Source organism: Amaricoccus sp. B4, assembly GCF_043226085.1.
GTDB lineage: Bacteria > Pseudomonadota > Alphaproteobacteria > Rhodobacterales > Rhodobacteraceae > Amaricoccus.
Genome location: NZ_CP171225.1, coordinates 2,918,367 through 2,937,837 on the forward strand (window position 1 = coordinate 2,918,367; position 19,471 = coordinate 2,937,837).

15 protein-coding genes are annotated in these 19,471 nt (G+C 68.5%); 8 read left to right on the forward strand and 7 right to left on the reverse strand.

Annotation, left to right across the window (positions count from 1 at the left end; translation table 11 throughout):
- Window positions 1–2 precede the first annotated feature (2 nt).
- Window positions 3–689 (reverse strand): DUF2270 domain-containing protein, encoded by a 687-nt coding sequence (locus ACF66B_RS14095; RefSeq protein ID WP_111429065.1) that lies wholly within the window; start codon window positions 687–689, stop codon window positions 3–5.
- Window positions 690–872: 183 nt separating this feature from the next.
- Here ACF66B_RS14095 and ACF66B_RS14100 point away from each other — a divergent pair, with 183 nt between their 5' ends.
- Window positions 873–2,360 (forward strand): replicative DNA helicase, encoded by a 1,488-nt coding sequence (locus tag ACF66B_RS14100; RefSeq protein WP_111429064.1) that lies wholly within the window; start codon window positions 873–875, stop codon window positions 2,358–2,360.
- A gap of 159 nt (window positions 2,361–2,519) precedes the next feature.
- Here ACF66B_RS14100 and mgtE read toward each other — a convergent pair whose 3' ends face one another.
- Window positions 2,520–3,902: a magnesium transporter gene (gene mgtE / locus ACF66B_RS14105; RefSeq protein ID WP_111429063.1), complete on the reverse strand. Its 1,383-nt coding sequence runs from the start codon at window positions 3,900–3,902 to the stop codon at window positions 2,520–2,522.
- Between the two features lie 169 nt (window positions 3,903–4,071).
- Here mgtE and alr point away from each other — a divergent pair, with 169 nt between their 5' ends.
- The 7 genes from alr (at window position 4,072) to ACF66B_RS14140 (ending at window position 10,856) form a co-directional block, all read left to right on the forward strand.
- Window positions 4,072–5,139 carry an alanine racemase gene (alr, locus tag ACF66B_RS14110; RefSeq protein WP_111429062.1) on the forward strand — a complete coding sequence of 356 codons (1,068 nt, stop codon included), beginning with the start codon at window positions 4,072–4,074 and terminating at the stop codon, window positions 5,137–5,139.
- Between the two features lie 10 nt (window positions 5,140–5,149).
- A complete protein-coding gene (locus tag ACF66B_RS14115) occupies window positions 5,150–5,938 on the forward strand; it encodes an ABC transporter permease (protein WP_111429061.1) in 789 nt (262 codons plus the stop codon).
- Entirely contained in the window at window positions 5,938–6,699 is a 762-nt protein-coding gene (locus tag ACF66B_RS14120) for an ATP-binding cassette domain-containing protein (RefSeq protein ID WP_111429060.1), read from the forward strand. Before ACF66B_RS14115 ends, ACF66B_RS14120 begins: the two co-directional genes overlap by 1 nt.
- Complete coding sequence (gene radA / locus ACF66B_RS14125; RefSeq protein ID WP_111429059.1) at window positions 6,699–8,069, forward strand: DNA repair protein RadA; 1,371 nt, start codon at window positions 6,699–6,701, stop codon at window positions 8,067–8,069. The genes ACF66B_RS14120 and radA overlap by 1 nt, the downstream gene beginning before the upstream one ends.
- 11 nt (window positions 8,070–8,080) lie before the next feature.
- Entirely contained in the window at window positions 8,081–8,635 is a 555-nt protein-coding gene (locus tag ACF66B_RS14130) for a CvpA family protein (RefSeq protein WP_111429058.1), read from the forward strand.
- 80 nt (window positions 8,636–8,715) lie between these two features.
- Window positions 8,716–10,173: an amidophosphoribosyltransferase gene (gene purF, locus ACF66B_RS14135; protein ID WP_111429057.1), complete on the forward strand. Its 1,458-nt coding sequence runs from the start codon at window positions 8,716–8,718 to the stop codon at window positions 10,171–10,173.
- Window positions 10,170–10,856 (forward strand): SDR family NAD(P)-dependent oxidoreductase, encoded by a 687-nt coding sequence (locus ACF66B_RS14140; RefSeq protein ID WP_392663008.1) that lies wholly within the window; start codon window positions 10,170–10,172, stop codon window positions 10,854–10,856. The genes purF and ACF66B_RS14140 overlap by 4 nt, the downstream gene beginning before the upstream one ends.
- A gap of 30 nt (window positions 10,857–10,886) precedes the next feature.
- Here the strand turns inward: ACF66B_RS14140 and addA are convergent, their stop codons facing one another.
- Genes addA through tsaE form a run of 5 tightly spaced genes read right to left on the reverse strand, consistent with a single transcriptional unit; the run spans window position 10,887 to window position 19,468 of the window.
- Window positions 10,887–14,309: a double-strand break repair helicase AddA gene (addA, locus tag ACF66B_RS14145; RefSeq protein ID WP_111429056.1), complete on the reverse strand. Its 3,423-nt coding sequence runs from the start codon at window positions 14,307–14,309 to the stop codon at window positions 10,887–10,889.
- Window positions 14,306–17,272 (reverse strand): double-strand break repair protein AddB, encoded by a 2,967-nt coding sequence (gene addB / locus ACF66B_RS14150; protein WP_392663011.1) that lies wholly within the window; start codon window positions 17,270–17,272, stop codon window positions 14,306–14,308. The genes addA and addB overlap by 4 nt, the downstream gene beginning before the upstream one ends.
- Complete coding sequence (locus tag ACF66B_RS14155) at window positions 17,269–17,964, reverse strand: nucleotidyltransferase family protein (protein ID WP_111429054.1); 696 nt, start codon at window positions 17,962–17,964, stop codon at window positions 17,269–17,271. The genes addB and ACF66B_RS14155 overlap by 4 nt, the downstream gene beginning before the upstream one ends.
- The gene (locus tag ACF66B_RS14160) at window positions 17,961–18,983 is read right to left on the reverse strand and encodes a phosphotransferase (RefSeq protein WP_111429053.1); all 1,023 of its coding nucleotides are present in this window, start codon (window positions 18,981–18,983) and stop codon (window positions 17,961–17,963) included. The genes ACF66B_RS14155 and ACF66B_RS14160 overlap by 4 nt, the downstream gene beginning before the upstream one ends.
- Window positions 18,980–19,468: a tRNA (adenosine(37)-N6)-threonylcarbamoyltransferase complex ATPase subunit type 1 TsaE gene (gene tsaE / locus ACF66B_RS14165; RefSeq protein WP_111429052.1), complete on the reverse strand. Its 489-nt coding sequence runs from the start codon at window positions 19,466–19,468 to the stop codon at window positions 18,980–18,982. Before tsaE ends, ACF66B_RS14160 begins: the two co-directional genes overlap by 4 nt.
- Window positions 19,469–19,471: the final 3 nt, after the last annotated feature.

Here is a 19,471-nt window from a genome sequence, read left to right on the forward strand (position 1 = left end):
GATCAGGCAATCGAGATGAGACTGCGCCCGGCGCGGGCGCGCTTCTCGATCAGGAAGGAATGCAAGGCGACGAAGATCCAGCCGCCGTGAAAGGCGACCCCCGCCAGAACCACGTAGATGCCGGGAATCGGGCCGATCGCGGCGCGGGCGAGAAACTCGCTCCAGTCAGGCACGGGCACCGGATGAATCGCGAGCTTGCCGAAATAGGCGACGGCCTGCACGGCGAGGATGTAGGCATAGTTCTTTCTCAGGCGCCGTCCGATTGCTCGCCAGTAGCTGATGTGAAAATGCGGCTTGATGTAATCCTGGGCCAGCAGGGTGTTCCACTTGCCGTCCATCACAACCCCTTCCCCGCGCAGGATCGGCCCGTACATGTCGGTTTCCATCAGGCGGCACCGGGCGCGCCAGACGTTGAAATAGCGGTAGCGGCGGGCTTCGAAGAGCAGGAAGACGATCACCAGCAGGCCCACGAGCAGCAGGGGCAGTGGTGAGGCGTAGGGGCCGGCGAAGGTGAGGGAGAGCGCGAGCCCCGTGGTAACCACCGCCCAGTTCGTCGTGTGATCGAGCCGGGTGCGCCAGAGCGTGCTGCGATAGACCTCGCCGCGGTAGAGGTGGGCGAGGGCGCCGATCTCGGCATTGTCAAACATCCGCGTCTGACCTCCGGATCCGTCGTTGATGCTTCCATCCATCTTCCGCTCCTCCCTGAAGCCCCGCGCCGCTCGGGTCGCGTGTGTGCGGCCCGGCTTGCCGCTCGCGGGTCGTTGACGGCCGGGCCTGTGAAAAACCCTGGCCTTATCACCGGTATCCCCATTATCCACAGGCCACGATGCCGCGCCAATGGGGTATGGTAGCGGCTTCAGGGAGATTGCGACATGGCTGACGGCACGACGGGCGCCCTCGATGGCGAGACGGGCGGATTACCGAACAACATCGAGGCGGAACAGGCGCTTCTCGGCGCTCTGCTCGTCAACAACGACGTCTACGACCGGGTGGCCTCGATCGTGCAGCCCGAACATTTCTTCGATCCCGTCCACGCCCGGATCTTCGAGGTGGCCGCAGGCCGGATCAAGAAGAACGCCCTTGCAACGCCGGTGACGCTGAAGGCCTTCTTCGAGGGGGACGCAGGGCTCGATGCGGTGGGCGGCCCCGCCTATCTCGTCCGGCTCGCGGGCGCCGCGATCTCGCTCTTCGCGGCGCGCGACTATGCCCAGCTCATCTATGACCTCGCGATCCGGCGCGAACTAATTCTGCTCGGGCAGAACATCGCGGGCAAGGCTTCGCGCATGGATGTCGAGAGCGAGGCCCGCGACCAGATCACCGAGGCGGAGCAGGCGCTCTACCAGCTCGGCGAGCAGGGCAAGGTGGACAAGGGCTTCCAGAGCTTCCGCCGTGCCGTCGTCGATGCGGTCAAGGTCGCCAATGCGGCCTACGAACGCGAGGGTGGGCTGGCAGGGATTTCCACCGGCCTCGACGATCTCGACCGCCGCCTCGGCGGCTTGCATCCCTCCGACCTTCTGATCCTCGCCGGGCGCCCCTCGATGGGCAAGACCGCACTTGCGACTAACATCGCCTACAACATCGCCAAGGCCTACCGGCGCGGCACCCGCCACGACGGCAGCGAAGGCGCGGTCGAGGGCGGCGTCGTCGGATTCTACTCGCTCGAAATGTCGGCCGAACAGCTCGCCGCGCGCGTGCTGTCGGAAGCGGCACGGGTTCCCTCGCACAACATCCGCGAAGGCAACATGACCGAGGAGGAGATGCGCCGATTCCTCGAGGCGGCGAAGGCGCTTGAGAACGCGCCGCTCTTCATCGACGATACGCCCGCCTTGCCGATCTCTACCATCGCGGCCCGCGCCCGGCGGCTCAAGCGCCAGCACGGGCTCGACGTACTCGTCATCGACTATCTCCAACTCGCCCGACCCGCCTCCTCCCGCTCCGAGGGCCGTGTGCAGGAGGTGTCGGAGATCACGCAGGGGCTCAAGGCGATCGCGAAGGAACTCAACATTCCCGTCATCGCGCTGTCCCAGCTCTCCCGTCAGGTCGAGCAGCGCGAGGACAAGCGCCCGCAGCTCTCCGACCTCCGGGAATCGGGCTCGATCGAACAGGATGCCGACGTGGTGATGTTCGTGTTCCGCGAGGAATACTACAAGGAACGCGAGAAGCCGGGCGACCATGACCTCGAAGGCATGGTCAAGTGGAAGGACGAGATGAGCGCGCTCCATGGCAAGGCCGAAGTCATCGTCGGCAAGCAGCGTCATGGACCGATCGGAACGGTCGAACTGGCCTTCGAAGGGCAGTTCACCCGCTTCTCGAACCTCGTGCGGCCTTATCAGCAGGCGATCGAGGGCGATTTCGGCTGATCTCCGGGGCGGCGGCGAGAGTTCTCATACAGGTTTGCTAACCTGGAGAGCAGTCAGTCGGGCGCGAACACGCGCCCGACCTGAAAATCCGTCTTGCGCGCACCTGCGCGCTCAGGATGGCGGCAAAGGCCGCCGGCGCGGCGCCAGCCGCGCCCCAGGTCAGGTCAGAAGCGCGGCGGCAAGTCCGAGAAAGGCAAAGAAGCCGAAGACGTCCGTGATTGTCGTGACAAAGGTGCCCGAGGCCAGCGCGGGATCGGCCCCCGCCTTTTCGAGCGCGAGCGGGATGAGCACCCCGGCGAAGGCCGCCACCACCATGTTGCCCACCATCGCGGTGGCGATGACGATTCCCAGCAGCAAATCCGCGAAATAGAGCCCGCTCAATACCCCGATCAGGATCGCGAACCCCACCCCGTTAATGAGCCCCACCAGCCCCTCGCGGCCGACGAAGCGGCCGACGTTCTTTGCCGTCAGGCTGCGGGTCGCAAGGGCGCGCACCGCGACGGTGAGGGTCTGGGTGCCGGCATTGCCGCCCATGGAGGCAACGATCGGCATCAGAACCGCGAGCGCCACGATCGCCTCGATGGTGCTGGTAAAGAGCGAAATCACGGCGGAGGCAAGAATGGCGGTCAGAAGGTTCACCGACAGCCAGATGAACCGGCCCTTGGCAATTTCCGCGACTCCGTCGGAAAGCTCCTCGTCGCCGACGCCGGCGAGCAGGCGCATGTCCTCTTCGGCCTCGTCTTCCAGAACTTCCATCGCGTCGTCGATGGTGATGACCCCGACGAGCCGCCCGCCGCTTTCGACGACGGGGGCGGATATCAGGTGGTATTTGTTGAAGTCGTAGGCCACGTCCTCCTGCGGCTGATCGACGCGGAAGATGCGGAAGTCGTCGTGCATGATCTCGCGCAGCGGCGTGCGGCGCGACGATCCCATGAGACGGCCGAGCGAGACGATGCCGATCGGATGCATGCCCGCGTCGACAATGATGAGGTCGTAGAAGCTGTCGGGCAGCCATTCCTCGGCGCGCATGAAGTCGATCGCGTCGCCCACCGTCCAGTGTTGCGGCGCGGCGACGACCTCGCGCTGCATGAGGCGGCCGGCGGAGTATTCGTCATGCTGAAGGAGCTGTTCGACGGCGACGCGGTCGGCGTCGTCGAGGGCGCGCAGGATCCGCTCCTTCTGCGGCTCCTCCATGTCCTCGGTGAGGTAGACGATGTCGTCGGTCTCAAGGTCCTGGACGGCGGCGGCAAGCACCTCGTCGGGCAGTTCGGCGACGATCTCGTCGCGCACGCCTTCCTCGAGTTCGGACAGGGTCGCCCCGTCGAGCTCCACGCCCCAGAGCGCGATGAGAGCACGGCGCTCGTTCCGCCCGAGCTGTTCGAGCAGATCGGCGACATCGGCTTCGTGCAACGGTTCGAGAAGTTCGAGCAGCCGTTCCTTGTCTCCGGCCTCGACGGCGGCAAGAATGGCTTCGACCAGTTCCGTGGTGACAGGGTTGTCGTGCTGGACGGTTTCGGCCGCTTCTGTCGTCGCCTCTTCCATGCATTGCCCCTCTGCCGGCTGGACGTTTCGGTTCGGGGCAGAACATACACACTCGCCCCCCGGTGAAAAGCACTGCTTCGACATCCGCGAAAGCGTGAGGAATCCGCTATTGACCCCGGCGCCTGGAAGTTGCCCGTTGGGGGAACCATCCCGACCGAAGGAGTCCGACATGGCCAGAGCCCGGCTCAGCATTGATCTCGACGCGATCAACGAGAACTGGCGCGCCCTCGATGCGCGCTCTGGTCCGGAGGTGGAGACGGCTGCGGTGCTGAAAGCGGATGCCTACGGGCTCGGCATTACCCGTGTGGCGCCCGCGCTTGCGGCGGCCGGAGTACGGACATTCTTCGTTGCGCTTGCGGAGGAGGGGGCGGAGCTGCGCGAGGTGCTTGGCCTGGAGGCCGAGATCTTTGTGCTGTCCGGCCTGATGCCGGGCGATGCCGCGCTCTGCCGCGAGTTTGTGCTGGCGCCCTGCCTCAACAGTGTCGAACAGATCAAGGAATTCGCCGCGGCACTCTCCGGCGGTCCCTGCGCCGTGCAGATCGACAGCGGCATGAACCGGCTCGGGCTGGAGCCAGCCGATTTCATCGCGCGGTCGCCCGAGATCGCCGGGTTCGCGCCCCGTCTCGTGCTGAGCCACCTTGCCTGTTCCGATCTTCCCGCGCACCCGCTCAATACCGAGCAGATGCGCGTGTTCGGTGCCGCAACCGCCGCGCTGGCGGGCACGCGCCGCTCTCTTGCCGCCACCGGAGGGATCCTGCTCGGGGGCGATTATCACTATGACCTCGTCCGGCCGGGCATCGGCCTGTTCGGCGGGCTGCCCTTCCTCGAGGCCGGTCCGGTCGTCAGTCTCGCCCTGCCGGTCATCCAGGTGCGCGATGTCATGCCCGGCGAGGTGGTCGGTTATGGCGCGCACTGGATGGCGCCCGTGCCGAGCCGGGTCGCCACCGTCGCGGCTGGCTATGCCGACGGGCTCATTCGCGCGATCGGCAACGGCAATGTGCATCTCTATGCCGGCAAGACCGCCTGTCCGATGATCGGGCGGGTCTCGATGGATCTCATCACCGTCGATGTGAGCGCGCTTGATGAGGTGCCGGACCATCTCGAGATCCTCAATGGCCATCAGGGGATAGACGATCTGGCGCAGGCCGCGGGCACCATCGGCTACGAATTCCTGACCTCTCTTGGCGACAGATATGAACGCGCCTACAAGGGGGGCGCTCTGCAGTCAGCCACATAGCATGAGGCGCATGTTCCTGCCCCGTTTCCTCGCCCTCTTTCTCGCCTCGATCGGCCGTTCGGCGATTGGCCTGCTGCGCGGGGCCGGACGGCTCACGCTGTTCGCGCTCGAGACGGTTTCGCATCTCTTCCGGCCGCCCTGGTATCCGGTCGAGATCGGCCAGCAACTGCTCAGGATCGGGTATTTCTCGCTGCCGGTGGTCGGGCTGACCGCACTGTTCACGGGCGGGGCGCTCGCGCTGCAGATCTATGCCGGCGGGGCGCGGTTCAATGCCGAAACGGTGGTGCCCTCGATCGTTGCCATCGGCATCGTGCGCGAGCTCGGCCCCGTGCTGGGCGGGCTCATGGTCGCGGGTCGGGTTTCCTCGTCGATCGCGGCCGAAATCGGCACCATGCGGGTGACCGAGCAGATCGACGCGCTGACCACGCTCTCGACCAATCCGATGAAATATCTCGTGCTGCCGCGCGTGCTGGCCGCGACGCTCACCATGCCGCTGCTGGTGGCGATCAGCGACGTGGTGGGGGTCTTTGGCGGCTTTCTCGTCGGTGTCGAGCGGCTGGGTTTCAACCCGGCGGCCTATATCCGCAACACGGTCGATTTCCTCGAGCCGTCCGACATCATCTCGAGCCTGGTGAAGGCGGCGGTCTTCGGTTTCGTGCTGGCGCTGATGGGCTGTTTCCATGGCTACCATTCAGGCCGGGGCGCGCAGGGCGTGGGGCAGGCGACGACCAATGCGGTGGTCTCGGCCTCGATCCTCATCCTCGCAGCGAACTACCTGCTCACCGAGGCCTTCTTCTGATGTCGGCGGCCGCAAAGATCGAGCTCCGTGACGTCTGGAAGAGCTTCGACGGCAAACCTGTGCTGGCCGGCGTCGATCTGAAGGTGATGACGGGCGAGAGCCTCGTGATCATCGGCGGATCCGGAACGGGCAAATCGGTGACGCTCAAGTGCATCCTCGGCATCCTGCATCACGACCGGGGAGATGTGCTGATCGACGGAGTCCCCATCGGGCGGCTCGACCGGCGCGGCTTTCTGCGCCATTTCGGCATGCTCTTTCAGGGGGGCGCGCTCTTCGACAGCCTGACCGTCTGGCAGAACGTCGCCTTCCGCCGGCGGCACGGGAGAAAGCCGCTCCCGCGCCGCGAGGCCCGCGATCTGGCAATCGAGAAGCTCCGGCGCGTGGGGCTTGGCCCGGAGACAGCCGATCTCTACCCCGCCGAGCTGTCGGGTGGCATGCAGAAGCGGGTTGGGCTGGCTCGCGCCATTGCGACCGATCCGCAGGTGATCTTCTTCGACGAGCCGACTGCTGGGCTCGATCCGATCATGGCGAGCGTCATCAACGACCTGATCCGTGAGCTCGTTTCCGAAATGGGTGCGACGGCGATCACCATCACCCATGACATGACCACGGTGCGCACGGTTGCCGATCACGTGGCGATGCTCCACGGCGGCAAGGTGCGCTGGGCGGGGTTGGTGGGCGAGATCGATACGGCCGGCGATCCCTACTTGGACCAGTTCATTCATGGCCGGGCCGAGGGGCCGATCGAGGCGGTGCGGTAATGCGCAAGCCTGTCTTTGTCTGCTCCGCCTGCGGCGCCGTCCACGCGAAATGGGCCGGGCGCTGCGATGCCTGCGGGGCGTGGAACACCATCGCCGAGGATCCGGGGCTTTCCGATGCCGGGCCGAAGGGCAAGACGCTCGGGGCAAAGCGTGGGCGCAAGGTGGAGCTGACGGATCTTGCTGTCGAGGATGCGGCGCTGCCGCGGCGCACCAGCGGGCTCGGTGAGCTCGACCGGGTGCTGGGAGGCGGAATCGTGCCTGCTTCCGCGATCCTGGTCGGCGGCGATCCCGGCATCGGCAAGTCGACGTTGCTGCTGCAGGCGGCGGCGGCCTTCGCGCGCGCGGGCAACCCGACGATCTATGTCTCGGGCGAGGAGGCCGCGGCGCAGATCCGGATGCGGGCAAGCCGCCTCGAGCTCACCGACGCGCCGCTGAAGCTCGCGGCCGAAACGAACCTCCGCGACATTCTCACAACGCTTGAGGCCGAGCGGCCCGCGCTCGCGATCATCGATTCGATCCAGACCATGTGGGTCGATCACGTCGAGAGCGCGCCGGGGGCGGTGAGCCAGGTGCGGGCGGCGGCCCATGAGCTCGTGACTTTCGCCAAGCGCCGCGGCGTCGCGGTGATCCTCGTGGGCCATGTCACCAAGGAGGGCCAGATCGCCGGGCCTCGAGTGGTCGAGCACATGGTGGATACGGTGCTCTATTTCGAGGGTGAACGCGGGCACCAGTTCCGCATCCTGCGCGCCGTGAAGAACCGATTCGGCCCCGCCGACGAGATCGGGGTCTTCGAGATGACCGGGCGGGGCCTTGCGGAAGTGGCGAATCCCTCGGCGCTTTTTCTTTCCGAGCGGGGGGAGCCGTCGCCGGGGTCTGCGGTCTTTGCGGGCATCGAGGGCACGCGGCCGCTGCTGGCGGAAATCCAGGCGCTGGTTGCCCCGACCGCGCTCGGCACGGCGCGGCGCAATGTCGTGGGCTGGGACGGGTCGCGGCTCTCGATGCTGCTTGCCGTGCTCGAGGCCCGCTTCGGCATCGGATTCGCCGATCGGGACGTCTATCTCAATGTGGCGGGCGGCCTCCGGGTCAGTGAACCGGCGGCCGATCTCGCAGTCGCGGCCGCGCTGATCTCCGCACGGGAGGACGTCGCGCTGCCGCCGAAGACGGTCTATTTCGGCGAAATCAGCCTCTCCGGGGCGCTTCGTCCGCCGGTCCAGGCCGAGGCGCGGCTCCGGGAAGCTGCCAAGCTCGGCTTTGACGCGGCAGTCACACCCCGCGGCATCCGTGCCACAGCCGGTAACCTTCTCGAGATCGAGATGGTTGCGGATCTCGGCGCATTCATAGAGAAGGGGTTCGGGGCGATCGACCGATAGGATTGGCAGGCATGAATGGGTTTACACTCGTTGACGGCATTGTTCTCGTCGTCGTCGTGCTCTCCGCGATCCTCGCCTACTCGCGGGGCTTCCTGCGCGAGATGCTGGCGATTGCCGGCTGGGTGATCGCCGCGATCTGCGGATTTTTCTTCGCGCCGGCGGTCGAGCCGCTCGTGCGCGAGATCCCGGTTCTCAAGGACATCATCGGAACGACCTGCGAACTCAGCATGCTGGCAGCCTTTGCCGCCGTCTTCGCAGTTGCGCTCGTCATCGTCTCGATCTTCACGCCGCTGCTTTCCGGTGCGGTGCAGAATTCGGCTCTCGGGCCGGTGGATCAGGGTCTCGGCTTCCTCTTCGGTGTCGCGCGTGGGGTGTTGCTCGTCGTCATCGCGCTTGTGGTCTACGACACGGTGATGGGCGGCGAGGGCGGCATCGCGCAGATCGACAACAGCCGCAGCCGGGTGATCCTCTCCAGCATCGAGCAGAAGGTCGCCGCCGCGCTGCCAGAGAATGGCCCCGAGTGGGTCGGGGAGCAGTTCTCGCAGCTCACGCAGAGTTGTAACTGACCGGACACATGACAGACCCGTGACATCCCGGGAGCGGCTGTCTATATACCGGGTCGGGCCAGAACAAAGGCGAATCCTGAATGTCTTTTCGCGCCACTCCCTTTGATGATGACAAGCTCCGCGAGGAATGCGGCGTCTTTGGCGTGATCAACGTCAAGGATGCGGCGAATTTCGTGGCGCTCGGACTTCATGCACTGCAGCATCGCGGCCAGGAGGCAGGTGGCATAGTCTCCTATGACCCCGTGAGCGACTTCCATTCGGCGCGCCGCTTCGGCTATGTCCGCGACAACTTCACCTCGGCCAAGCTCATGGAGACGCTGCCGGGGCCGCTCGCGATCGGCCATGTGCGCTATTCGACCGCCGGCTCGAAGGGGCCGGCCCAGCTCCGCGACGTCCAGCCGCTTTTCGCCGAGTTCGACATGGGCGGTTGCGCCATCGCGCACAACGGCAACCTCACCAATGCTCTTGCGTTGCGGCAGGAGCTCATTGCTCGCGGCTCGATCTTCCAGTCGAGCTCGGACACCGAGTGCATCATTCATCTCATGGCCCGCTCGATCCAGCGCTCCATCCCAGAGCGGATGAAGGATGCGCTGCGCCGCGTGGAGGGGGCCTTCTCGATCGTCGCGATGACACGCTCGAAGCTCATCGGCGTGCGCGATCCGCTGGGCGTGCGCCCGCTGATGCTGGGCCGGATCGGTGACGGCTGGATCCTTGCCTCCGAGACCTGCGCACTCGATATCATCGGGGCCGAGTTCATCCGCGAGATCGAACCTGGCGAGATGGTGATCTGCACCGACAACGGGGTCGAGAGCGCTTTCCCCTTCGGCCGCCAGCGCTCGCGCTTCTGCATTTTCGAGCATGTCTACTTCTCACGCCCGGACAGCGTGGTCGGCGGCCAGTCGGTCTACGAGACCCGGCGGCGGATCGGCGTCGAGCTTGCGCGCGAGGCGCCGGTCGAGGCCGATCTCGTCTGTCCGATCCCCGACAGCGGCACGCCGGCCGCAATCGGCTTCAGCCAGGAATCGGGCATTCCCTACGCGATGGGGATCGTGCGCAACCAGTACATGGGCCGCACCTTCATCGAGCCCTCCGAGCAGATCCGCAACATGGGGGTGCGGCTCAAGCTCAACGTCAACCGCGCGGTGATCCAGGGCAAGCGCGTCATCCTTGTCGACGACTCGGTCGTGCGCGGCACCACCAGCCGCAAGATCCGCGAGATGGTGCTCGACGCCGGTGCCGCCGAGGTGCATTTCCGGATCGCCTCGCCGCCCACGGTCTGGCCCTGCTTCTACGGGGTGGACACGCCGGAGCGTGAGAAACTCATTGCTGCGAACATGAGCGAAGATCAGATCCGTGACTATCTCGGTGTCGATTCGCTTCGTTTCGTGAGCCTCGACGGCCTCTACCGCGCCTGTGGCGAGGGAGAGGGCCGCAACAAGGTCCAGCCCCAGTTCTGTGACGCCTGCTTTTCCGGGGACTACCCGGTCCGGCCGGCCGACCGGATCGCGTCGGGCTTCCAGCTCAAGGCGACTGCGTGACCGACGAAACGACGAACGTGCCTCAGGACGACATGAAACATGCCCTGGTGACGGGGGCGAGCCGCGGCCTTGGCTATGCGGTCGCGCGCCGTCTGGGCCGGGCCGGCTACCATGTGGTGGCGGTCGCCCGCACTGTCGGTGGTCTTGAGGATCTGGCCGATGCGATCGAGGCGGATGGCGGCCCGACGCCGACGCTCGTGCCGCTGTCACTTACCGACGATGGCGGGATGCAGCGGCTCGGCCTCGCCATCTTCGAGCGCTGGGGCCATCTCGATCTCGTGGTGCATTGCGCGGCGAACGCACCGCCGCTCTCGCCGGCACCGCATATCGGCGAGAAGGACTTCACCCAGGCAGTCGACATCAACTTCGGTGGCACCCGCCGGCTGGTGACAATGCTGCAACCGCTGCTGACTGCAAGACCCGGCGGGCGGTTCGTGCACGTGACGGACGACCGAACCGGCCAGCCGTTCTTCGGGGCCTATGGCGCCACGAAGGCTGCGGCCGAGGCGCTTGTCCGCTCCTGGGCGGAGGAGACGCGGCAGCTTCCGCCGGAGGTGACGCTGTTCTCGCCCAATCCGATGCCGACCGCATTGCGTCACCGCTTCTATCCCGGCGAGGATACGGCCGCGCTCGCGAGTTGCGACGCCGAGGCCGCCCGTCTCCTCGAGACGCTCGGCTTCTGAGCCGGGCGTCGGCCGGCTTCCCGGCTTGCGTTACGCAGGCGTCTTGTCCCCTACGGACAAGGGCTCGGCGAGGGCGCGCCGGAAGGCAGCTTTCGCCAGAGCCTCCGGCACGGGCATGAACGCCGCTGTCCGTGTCCAGACGATCGCCGTCTCGATGCGCCGCCCCGGCCAGATTTCCGACAAGGCCATGTGATAGGCCCCGAGCTGGCGCAGGATGCCCTCGGGCGTCTGCTCCGGCGTCTCGGGCGTCAGCCGGTTCGACTTGAAATCCACCGCCAGAATCCGCTCCGGCTCCACCACGAGCCGGTCGATCCGGCCCTGCAGCCGCTGGCCGGACTTGCCCGGAAGCGGTGCGGCGATCTCGACCTCGGCCAGCGTGTCGGGAGCAAAGATGAAGCCGAGCTCAGGGGCCTCAAGGATGGCACGCGCTTCGGCAAGCAGCGGGCCAGCTTCGCCATGATCGGGCGCAAGAAGCTGTGGGCCAAGCCGGTCCCACTCCGCGGGGAGGGCCCAGGGCAGGGTTTCGAGCAGGAGATGCACCGCATCTCCGCGGGCCTTCGCGGCGGTGTCGTCCTCATCCTCGAGAAAGGGCGGGCGCGGCGGCAGGGCGTGCGCGCCGCCGAGGCTCGAGGGCGACAGCGGCGGCGGGGCTGCGCCCGGATGATCCGGCGCGGGGCGGCGGGCCCAGGCGGGAAGGCTCGGAAGATGACGCGTCTTCGCTTCGGTGGGCAGGACGCCGGTCTGCCAGTTGCGCGACAGGACAAGTGTCTCGCCGCTTCCGTCCGGTGCCGCAATGCGCTCGGGTGAGAGGGTTTCGAGCGCTGCGCGGGAGAGCGCATACCAGCTGTTGCCGTCCGGCTTCGGTTCGGCGCCGGCACCGCAGACGATGAGCCAGCTCTCGGCGCGGGTAAGGGCGACGTAAAGCAGGCGCATGTTCTCCGCCCGCGCGCGGGCGCGCCGTGCCTCTTCCGCATCGCGCATGGTCTCGGGGGCTTCCTCAGTGCGCATCTTCCAGAGCGCGGGGCCATTTTCGGGCGCGAGGATCTCCGGCGCGTTGCGGCCCTCCTGGCGCTCCACCGTATCGGGCAGGATCACGATCGGCGCCTCGAGGCCCTTGGCGCCATGGACAGTCATCACCCGGACCTGATCCGCACTGTCCTCGGCGCGGCGCTTCACCTGCATCTCGTCCCGGTCGATCCAGGCGAGAAAGCCGGTAAGGCCGGGCGGTTCGCCGCGCTCGTAGGCGAGCGCCTGATCCAGCAGCGCATCGATGCCATCCTCGGCTTCCGATCCGAGCCGGGCGACAAGCCTCCGCCGGCCGTCATGGCGGATGAGGATGCGCTGAAGCAGCTCGTAGGGTCGGAGGAAATCGGCCTGGCCGAGCAGGTCCGCCACCAGCGCGCGGGCCGGGGCGAGCTCGGGTGCCGTGCTTTCGCGGAGCGCGGCGCGGAGGAGCGACTTCCGGCCATGGGCGAGTGCAAAGAGTGTCTCTTCCGAGATGCCGCCGAGCGGACTGCGCAGCAGGGCTGCGAGCGAGAGGTCATCTGCGGGCGTTGTCGCCACCCGCAGGCAGGCCAGCAGATCCTTCACGGCGAGTTCCGCGCCGATCCGGAGCACATCGGCGCCGGCCACCGGCACGTCGGCCCGCTTGAGCGCCCGGATTACCGCGTGGAAGAGCGGGTTCCGGCGCTGCACGAGGATCATCACGTCGCGTGCCATGATCGGCCGCGGCGGCGTGCTCCCGGGGAGTTCCTGACCCGTGGCGAGCAGATCCGCGATCCGATCCGCGATGCGGGCCGCAAGACGCTCGGTCGGATCGTCCGGCCCGCGGGCGTCGACCGGCTCGTACCATGGCGGTTCCTCGGATTTCTCGGGCTTGGGCAGAAAGGGCCAGATCTCGACGCGGCCAGGCTTTTCGGCGCGGAACGGCTGGTGCGCCACCGTGTTCTCGAGCCCTTCTCCGGCGGGGCCGGCGAAGACTGCGTCGACAAGTTCGAGGACCGGCCCCGCGGACCGGAAGGAATGGATCAGCCCGCGGCGCTGAAGCGCCGCGCCCATGGCCTCAAGCCGCCCGGCGAAATGCATGCGCATCTCGCCGAAGGCGGCCGGGTCCGCGCCCTGGAAGCTGTAGATAGACTGTTTCTCGTCACCGACGACGAAGACGGTGCGGGTGACGTCGCGCGCCCCGAGGCCGGCGAAGAACTCGTCGGTGATCGCGCGCACCACCTGCCATTGCGCGGGGCTCGTATCCTGTGCCTCGTCGACCAGCACGTGATCGAGGCCGCCGTCGAGCCGCCAGAGCACCCAGGCGGCAGTGGCCGGGTTGGAGAGGAGCAGGCGGGAGCGATCGATCATGTCGTCGAAATCAAGCAGCCCGAGTGCCGCCTTCCGCGCCTCGATCTCGTGGAGCCATACACCGGCGAACCGGCCGAGAGCCGACGACCGGCCGAAGGCAAGCAGGCCGATGCGCCGGATGCGCGCGGCCTCGATCCGTGCCATCAGCGCGCCGATCCGGTCGCAGAGCACAGGATGGGCCAGACGGAGCGCCTTGGCCGGGAACGAACCTGTCTTGGCGGTGAAGGGCGCCTTTGCCGTCGCTCCGGTCAGGAGCACGCCTTCGAGCGCGGGAAGAAGCTCGGCGGTGGGGCCGCCGGCAAGGGCGGCCGCCAGGGTATCTCCCGCTCGCTGGTCGTTCTTGCCCGAGCTCGCAAGCAGGGGCAGGAGCGCGCGGAGATCGGCAAGATCGCTTTCGCCGATCGTGCGTGCGCAGAGCGTTTCGGCTGTATCGGCGGGATCGGCGCCGAGGGCGGCGGCGAGCCGGGCGGGATCGAAATCGCCCGCGAAGGCAGCTCTGTTGCGGCCGATCTCGCAGAGCAGCGGATCCGGGTCATCGCCCGAGAGATACCGGGCAAGCTCGGCGACCAGCTCGGGCTCGGCCTCGGCGATCGCATCGAGAACCTCTTCGCGGAGGGCGCGGGCGTGGCGGTCCTCAAGGACGGTGAACTGCGGCGCGACGCCCGCCTCGACCGGAAAGCGGCGAAGCAGCGCCTCGCAGAAGGCATGGATCGTCTGGATCTTGAGCCCGCCCGGCGTTTCGAGCGCGCGGGCGAAAAGCGTGCGCGCCCGGGCAAGCTCCGCCACCGGCAGTGCACCCTCGTCGGAGCCGAGCTGGCTGAGCTCACCGCGCAGTGCATCGTCATCGAGCATCGCCCAGGTGCCGAGGGTTCGGAAGAGCCGGGTCTGCATTTCCGCCGCCGCCGCCTTGGTGTAGGTAAGGCAGAGGATGCGCTGCGGATCGGTTCCGGCGAGCAGGAGGCGCGCCACGCGGTTCGTGAGTACGCGCGTCTTGCCCGAGCCCGCATTCGCTGCAACCCAGCTTGAGCGGTCCGGTGCCGCGGCAGCGATCTGCGCCGCAACGGCCGGGTTTTCCAGTTGGGCCGGTCCATCGCTCATGGCGTCTCCTCCGTCGGGTCACCGTCGGACCATTCGCCGAACCGCGCGAGATGGTCGTAGTCGCCCGCGAAGGTGAGCCGCTGCGGCCGCAGCCGGGCGGTAAAGCCGGTGGTTTCGGTCTGGTAGAGGGTGACCAGCTCCACGAGCCGCGCCCAGGTCGTGGCGATCTCGTCGGGGCTGGCGGGCAAGGTGCGGGTCTTGCGCGCATTGAGCCCGATCAGCTCGAGATGGCTTGCGGGACGGTTGCCGATCTCGTGGAAGCCGCCCGCTTCGGCGATCGCGGCCTCGAGCGGAAGCTGGAGATGAAAGGCGGCCGCCTCCTTTTCCGAAGGCACGTTGCCGGACTTGTAGTCGTAGATCGCACAGCCGCCGTCGAAGGCGATGTCGATCCGGTCGGCCTTCGCGGTGACGGTGAAGGGCCGGGGAGTGCCGGAGAGCGCGCGCCGGCCGCGGGTTTCGCGGGCGGCGGGGCGGCCGCGGGCCCGCCGTTCGCGCTCGCCCGAGATGAACCAGTCGGAGGCGCGCAGGAGGCGCGCGCGCCAGATCGCGCGCGTGGCAGGCCAGGGCACGGTCTCCGCAAGCGCGGCTTCGGCCGCGGCGAGGAAGACGGCGAGGGTATCTTCCGGCAGGGCTTCTTCGGTTGCGTCGATGAAGTTCTCGAGGGCGGCATGCAGGGTCGTCCCGCGGGCGAGGGCATCGGCAAGGCGCCCCGGCGGATCGAGCGGCTTGAGCGCGAGCACCTTGCGGGCATAGATCGCATAGGGGTCGCGCACCAGGGTCTCGAGCTGGGTGACCGAGAGTTCGGCCGGGCGGGCGGCCAGCGGCGGGCGCGGCGAGGGGCGGCGGGCGGCGGCGAGCTCCGCATCGGGGCGGTCGAGCGCCGCGGCGCGGGCCAGAACCGCGGCACCCCGCGCGCGTGCGCCTTCCAGTGCAGTCTTGCCGGGATCCCCGAGCCCGCCGAGCAGGTTCTCGAGCCGCAGAAGCCAGCGGGACGCGACGGTCGGGGCCTCGGCATCGCGCGCGGCACGGGTGAGGATGACACGCCGCGCGGCGGCAGCCTGCTGAAAATCATGCGCGGCGAGCCCGATCCGGCGTTCGGGCAGCGGCAGGCCGATCTCGCGCCGGAGAGTGCGGCTGAGCCAGGGGTCCGCGCCGGGCTGGCCGGGCCAGATCCCCTCGTTGAGCCCGCCGAGAATTACCAGTTCGGCGCTTTGCACGCGGGCCTCGAGCGTGCCCCAGATCGCGACATCAGGATGTGTCACGACCGCCTCCTCCGGCACGTCGCGCCCGGCCATCTGCGAGCGCAGGAGGGCACGGTATTCCGTCGGGCCGATCAGATCCCAGGCGTCGGCCTCGCGCGCCAGCTCGTCCATCAGGGCGAGTGCGGAGAGGTCGGCGTCCTTCTGCCAGAGCGCATGATCGGCCGAGCCCGCTGGCCCCGCTGCAAGTGCCTCCGCCGTGCGGCGGTGGAGGGCGACCATCTCGGGCAGCGGCAGGCGGTCCGGCGCCTCGAGTGGCGTGAGCGTGTCGTGGAGCCAGGCGACCCAGGGCAGGGCATCCGGCCCTGGCGCGTCCGGTGCGTCGGAGGCGGCCCAGGCGGCGAGGGCCGCCCAGTCCACATGGGGCGCGCCGCCGCGGAGGCGGACGAGCTCGAGCCGCCCGGTGAGATCCATGTGCCGCCGCCGTGCGCCGGGAGCGCTGTTGACGAGCGGGTGCTTGAGGAGCGCAAGCAGCGCCTCGGCCGAAAGGGGGCCGTGCCCGCTCTCGGCCAGCATCCGGAGGAGCACGCCCGGTGGTGTGAGGCCGAGTGGACGCCCGGCGCTGTCGTCCGGAATGAGCTGCCAGCGGTCGAGCTCGGCCGTCACGCGCCGGGCGAGCATGCGATCGGGCGTGACCAGTGCGGCACGGGTGCCACCCTCCGCCGCCTCACGCAGGATCCAGGCGATGGCGCGGGCCTCGGCGCGCGGGTCGGGCGCATCGATCCAGGTGAGGCCCTCGCACGCGGTCTCAAGGCTTGCCACGAGCGCCGCGCCTTCGCTCCGCCACTGATCCGTGACCGGAGCGGGGCGGAGCGCCAGCGAAATCAGCGCGTTGCGTTCGGGTGCGGGGGGCGGGGCATCGTGCCACAGCGCCATCCGGGCGGGATTGAAGCCGACTGCCTCGGCAAGCCGCCTGAAGCCTGCCTGCGGGTGATCGCCGGCCGCCCCGTCCGCAGGCGAAAGCCGGGCCCAGACTGGCGCGGGCAGGTCGGTGTCGAAGCCCGGGAGCAGCAGCGCACCCTGCGGCTGGCGCGCGATCAGCGACATGAAGGCCCGGGTGCCACCGCGCGAGCCGGTCGAGCCCGCGACGATCATCGGATCGGCCGGTGGGCTTTCGGCCCAGAGCGCGGCGAGCCGTTCGGTCACCGCCCGGAGCCGGGCCTGTCCGTCGGGGGCGCCACTCTGTGCGGCGTAGATCTTCAGGATGTTGAGAAAGCGGAGACTTCGTTGCCAGTGCGCGGCATGTTCCGCTGGATCGATCTCTTCCAGCGCCTCGAGCGGCACACCCTCGCCCTGCATCTCGTCGAGCAATTCGGAGAGGCTGTCGGCGAGGTCGAAGGCGGCCGTCTCGGCGGCGACGCCCGGTTCGGTCTCGATCAGCCGCGCGATGAGGCGCGCGAGCTCCAGTTTGCGCCGAAGGGGCGGTATGCCCGGTGCCAGACCGGCGGCCATCAGCGGATCGGTGGCGAGATCGCCGATCACCCGGATCCGCGGCAGGAGCCGCGCAGGTCCGGCGGCGAAGGCCTCGCGCAGGCTCCGCTGGGCGCGCCGGGTGTTGACCCAGATCGTCACGCGCGCCGCCGCGTCGGGCGGCTGGCCTTCGAGGCGGGCATCGAGCCCGGCGACGAGGCTTCGCAGGAAATCCGCACCGGGGGGCAGACCGAAGACGCGCGCGCCGTCGCAGGGCGCGAAGAGCCGGGTCACGCCTGAAGCTCCGCTTCGGCCAGCGCAATACCCTCGGGTCGGCCGACATCGACGCAGCGGCCGGGGTAGACGGCGCCAAAGAGCCTTTCGGCGGTGTGCATCGCGTCCCATACGAGGTTGAGCGAGAAGGGCTCCGGCCCGAAACGCGCCAGCGTCTCGAGTTTGAGGATCTGGCAGCCGGGATAGACAAAATCCGCCGCGGCCGCCTCGCCCCGGCGGCGCAGCCGTCCGTCGGCCTCAAGGAAGAAATCGCCCGGACCGGCATGGCCGACCACGTCCTGGCGCGGCACGAGGCAGAGCAGGGCATCCATCCGGCCGGGATCCCAGGCGGCCGCGAGCAGGGGCAGCGGGTTGGGCCCGTGCCAGACCGTATCGGCATTGAGCGTGAAGGCGGTTTCGCCGCCGAGCAGCGGCAGCGCCCGCCGGAGCCCGCCGCCAGTCTCCAGCCGTTCGGGTTCGTGCGAGATCCGCACATCGGGAGCGTTGGCGGTAAGCCAGTCCCGCATCTGCCCGGCATGGGCGTGGGTATTGACGACGATCCGTCCCAGCCCCGCGCCCCGGACGAGATCGAGCGCATGGTCGAGGAGGGGGCGGCCCGCGACCTCGATCAGCGGCTTCGGCCGGGTCTGCGTAAGTGCGCCCATCCGGGTGCCGAGCCCGGCGGCGAAGATCATGATCGCATCGGGGCTCATGCCGCGGCTCCTTCGATGGTGGCCCGCACCGCAGGCTCGGGGGCGGGCAGGTGCCGCGCCACCCACGCACGCAGCGGAGCAAGATCGGGATGGGAGAGATCCTGCGCGAGCAGCCGCCAGACCCGGGGCAGATACGCGAGATAGCGCGGCTTGCCGTCGCGGCGGCAGAGCCGGGTGAAGAGGCCGAGGATCTTGAGATTGCGCTGGGCCGAGAGTGTGTGCGCATCGCGCAGGAAGCCGTCGCGCGCCCGCCCGGTCCGCGCGAGATAACGTTCGAGCATCGCGTCGCGCAGCCCCGGTCCGAGATCGCGGCGGGCATCCTCGAGCAGTGAGACGAGATCGTAGGCCGGATGGCCGAGCAGCATGTCCTGGTAATCGAGCAGACCCACCCGTGCGAGCCCCTGCCGCTCGGGCAGCCAGAGCAGGTTCTCGGCGTGATAGTCACGGTAGATCGGCACGTCCTGCGCTGCGGCCACCTCCGTGAAGGCCGCTGCCGCCACGGCCTGGAATTCCGCCAGCGTATCCGCGGACGGGGCCTGCCCGGTGGCGGCGGCAAGATACCATTCGACGGCGAGGCGCGCCTCGCGCATCAGCACGGCCATGTCGTAGGGCGGCGGCGTCCAGCCCTCCGCCGCGGTGGGCGGCGGGAGTTCCTGATAGCGCGCGAGCAGATCGACTGCGGCACCGTAGAGGCCAGGTTCGCGGGTGGGTTCGGCGGCGCAGAGCCCCATGAAGAGGTCGTCGCCCAGATCCTCGAGCAGGACAAGGCCGCGGCCCGGATCCTCGGCGAGGATCTCCGGCGCACTCAGCCCGTGGCGGCCGAGCCAGCGGGTGATGACGAGAAAGGGCAGGCTATCGAGCCCGCTTTCGGGTGGGGCGTCCATCAGGATGGCCCGCTGCCCGGCGCGCGCAAGCCGTTCGTAGCGCCGCGCGGAGGCGTCGCCCGCCAGCGGTACCCGCTGCGCCGCCCCCCAGCCCTCGGCCGTGAGAAAATCCCGGATTTCCGTATCGCGCATCATGCAGCACCCTTCGCACCGCCGAGGACGCCCGCAAGCCAATCCCAGCCGCCGCCGCGCGGTTCGATACGGAGAAGCCGCCCCTCCGCATCACCGGGCGCGAAATCGAGCGACAGGGAAAGCGCGCGGGAAGGGGCTTCCGGCCCGAGCCGGGAGGCCCACTCGACGAGCACGATCGCCGTCTCGAACGCCTCCGAAAGGCCAAGTTCCGCGATCTCGTCCGGATCGCCGAGCCGGTAGAGATCGGCATGCCAGAGTTCGATCCCGCCCAGATCGTAGGTCTGGACCAGCGTGTAGGTGGGCGAGGGGATGTCTTCGTGCCGTCCGAGTGGGGCGAGGCGTGCGGCGATCACCGCGCGGGCAAAATGGCTCTTGCCCGCGCCGAGGCCGCCATGGAGCTCCAGCACATCGCCCGCACGCAGATGCGGTGCGATCCGGCGGGCCAGACGGGACGTTGCATCGGGGTCCTCGAGGAGGAGTTCTGGCATTCG

What these genes read in the sequence shown, in the direction of transcription:
- alr (WP_111429062.1), top strand. Translation starts at nt 4,072, where the DNA reads ATGGCCAGAGCCCGGCTCAGCATTGATCTCGACGCGATCAACGAGAAC.
- ACF66B_RS14100 (WP_111429064.1), top strand. Translation starts at nt 873, where the DNA reads ATGGCTGACGGCACGACGGGCGCCCTCGATGGCGAGACGGGCGGATTA.
- mgtE (WP_111429063.1), bottom strand. Translation starts at nt 3,902, where the DNA reads ATGGAAGAGGCGACGACAGAAGCGGCCGAAACCGTCCAGCACGACAAC.
- addA (WP_111429056.1), bottom strand. Translation starts at nt 14,309, where the DNA reads ATGAGCGATGGACCGGCCCAACTGGAAAACCCGGCCGTTGCGGCGCAG.
- radA (WP_111429059.1), top strand. Translation starts at nt 6,699, where the DNA reads ATGCGCAAGCCTGTCTTTGTCTGCTCCGCCTGCGGCGCCGTCCACGCG.
- purF (WP_111429057.1), top strand. Translation starts at nt 8,716, where the DNA reads ATGTCTTTTCGCGCCACTCCCTTTGATGATGACAAGCTCCGCGAGGAA.
- ACF66B_RS14130 (WP_111429058.1), top strand. Translation starts at nt 8,081, where the DNA reads ATGAATGGGTTTACACTCGTTGACGGCATTGTTCTCGTCGTCGTCGTG.
- tsaE (WP_111429052.1), bottom strand. Translation starts at nt 19,468, where the DNA reads ATGCCAGAACTCCTCCTCGAGGACCCCGATGCAACGTCCCGTCTGGCC.
- ACF66B_RS14115 (WP_111429061.1), top strand. Translation starts at nt 5,150, where the DNA reads ATGTTCCTGCCCCGTTTCCTCGCCCTCTTTCTCGCCTCGATCGGCCGT.
- ACF66B_RS14155 (WP_111429054.1), bottom strand. Translation starts at nt 17,964, where the DNA reads ATGAGCCCCGATGCGATCATGATCTTCGCCGCCGGGCTCGGCACCCGG.
- ACF66B_RS14120 (WP_111429060.1), top strand. Translation starts at nt 5,938, where the DNA reads ATGTCGGCGGCCGCAAAGATCGAGCTCCGTGACGTCTGGAAGAGCTTC.
- ACF66B_RS14095 (WP_111429065.1), bottom strand. Translation starts at nt 689, where the DNA reads ATGGATGGAAGCATCAACGACGGATCCGGAGGTCAGACGCGGATGTTT.
- ACF66B_RS14160 (WP_111429053.1), bottom strand. Translation starts at nt 18,983, where the DNA reads ATGATGCGCGATACGGAAATCCGGGATTTTCTCACGGCCGAGGGCTGG.